The 2,397-nt window shown below is 39.5% G+C and carries 1 protein-coding gene; it reads left to right on the top strand.

The features are described 5' to 3' along the window. Positions 1-123: 123 nt before the first annotated feature. Positions 124-2,397: TonB-dependent receptor (locus QZ289_RS10345; RefSeq protein ID WP_295702299.1), on the top strand; the 2,274-nt coding region annotated here is incomplete at its 3' end.

The raw sequence follows: 2,397 nt of genomic DNA, 5'->3' as shown, positions 1-2,397 counted from the left end.
CTTTTCTCACACTTTTTAATTTTCACTTTAGTTTTCATTTGCTATTATCAGCTATTCATTTGCAAATCATTCTTATTATTGTTTGTAAATGATAGTATCACTTAAAATTTTCAAGGAGGAACAATGAAAATTATTCCGTATAGCACCTTAGTAGCAAGTTTGCTAAGTAGCTTTGCAATCGCAGATTCGCTAGATTCAGCAAATAACCAAATGGGGGGGGGGCATAGCCAAGAATCAAGTCAAAATGTAGATGATGAAAATGTCCGCAAGGTTAATCTAGGGCGCTCTGTGGTAAGTGCTTCAGGCTATGAGCAAGATATAAAAGATGCTCCGGCAAGTATAGCCATTATCCCACGTGAGGAAATACTCACTCGCCCTATTAGAGACCTAGGCGATGCGGTGCAAGATATTCCGGGTGTGTATGTGGAAGCCGGAAAAACAGGGGGTAATACCATTTCTATGCGTGGGCTTGGCTCAGCTTATACGCTTATCCTTATTGATGGCAAACGACAAAATGTCGCTCAAGGCTTTGATGCTAATGGCTTTAATGGCACCTTTACTTCTTTTATGCCTCCTGCTAGTATGATAGAGAGGATCGAGGTTATTCGAGGACCTGCTTCTATCATCTATGGAAGCGATGCGATGGGTGGGGTGATAAATATCATTACTAAAAAACATAGCGATAGATTTAGCGGGGGAATCCAGCTTGAGACTACACTTTCCCAACATCCTCAAACCTTTGGTCCTCAATATGGAATAAATGGCTATATGAATATCCCTCTTATAAAAGAAATGCTTTCTTTGAATCTTCGTGGAGCCTACAAATGGGGTGGGCAAAATGCATTTTATGAACCCGGTAAGGGACCCCATACACCTATCACATATACATCAGGCAATAATGGCAGCGTAAATTTTAGCAATCCATATTATAATTGGTCTGCTACAGGCTATACCCAATGGAATGCCGGAGGACGGCTCAACTTCACGCCTAATAAAAATAATTATATCTACTTAGATTCTGAAGTATTCTTTGCACGGACAGGAAGCCTCAAAACATCATCAAGCAGCATTACTGCGGTAAGAGATTTCTATAAATTCAATAATGTTTTAAGCCACACCGCAGATTATGATTGGGGTAAAATCAATAGTTATATACAATATAGTCAAACACAATGGGCTTCTCACGCTGATACCAATAGCACTTGGGGTAGTGGGCTTTGGCCAGGTTCATCAAAAGGAAATACCGTAGATTGGGCGAATGGACGATACAATCGAGACCTTATTTTTCAATCTACCTTTACTGATGATTTTGATTTTGGTAGAGCAGGAAGCCTTATCTTTAATGGTGGAGTGTATTATATATGGCAGCAGCTCTATACTAAAAACAATGGCTTTAGAAGAGATATGAATCAAGTAGCCCTTTTTGCCGAGGGTGAATATCTCATCAATCAATACTTTAGCACGACTCTAGGCTTACGCTACAATTACAGCGATATTTTTAAGGCTATCCCTAATCCTCGATTCTATGTGAATTACAATCCTACCGATTGGCTTACTTTTAAGGCTGGCATTGCCACAGGGGTGCTTGTGCCACAGCTTAGCTATCTCTATGAGGGTTATACGTTAAGCACCGATAGGGGTAACAATAACACAACCACGGCATCTTATGGTAATAAAAACCTAAAGCCCGAGCAGAGTGTGAGCTATGAGCTAAGCGCTATTCTTGATACTGAACCAGCTATGCTAATATTAACCGGATTCTATACAGATTTTAATAATAAAATTTCAAGCGTTACAGGCATTCAACCCGGAACTACTATCGATGGTGTATTATGTGATGCAGCGGGTGCTAATCAATGTGCCTTTTATCGCAACCTTGATAGTGCTATGCTCACAGGAGCAGAGACAAGCTTTAAGCTAAAGCCTATTTATGGAATCTCTCTTGATGCAAGTTATGGATTTACTTATTCGAGAACACTTAGTGTCTCTAATGCAAATCAAGAATTTCTTGTAGGTGAGCCTATAAACAATATTCCTAAACATAAATTTACCATTAAGCCAAACTATCACTATAAGAACTTTGATGCCTATATTCGCTGGAGTGGTAACTTCCAAACACCCACTTCCGCAGTGCAACAAAGCAGTCTTGCTACAAGTGCGCGAGGACTTGTAGGGAAGTATTATAAAGATTATCAGTTAGTAGATATTGCGGCTACCTATAAGTTTAATAAAACTTATGCCCTCACTTTTGCGGTGAATAATCTCCTTGATGTGAAATTCTATGATCCAGATAATTTGATTACTTATAGCAGTGGAAGGGGTGGCACATCATATATTAATCCCTATCAAAGAATCTTGCCTGCAAGAGCATATTGGATAAGTTTTAGGGCGGATTGG

It is taken from the genome of uncultured Helicobacter sp. (assembly GCF_910577135.1).
Classification (GTDB): Bacteria; Campylobacterota; Campylobacteria; order Campylobacterales; family Helicobacteraceae; genus Helicobacter_C; species Helicobacter_C mastomyrinus.
This window is presented reverse-complemented; position numbering and strand designations above follow the sequence as displayed.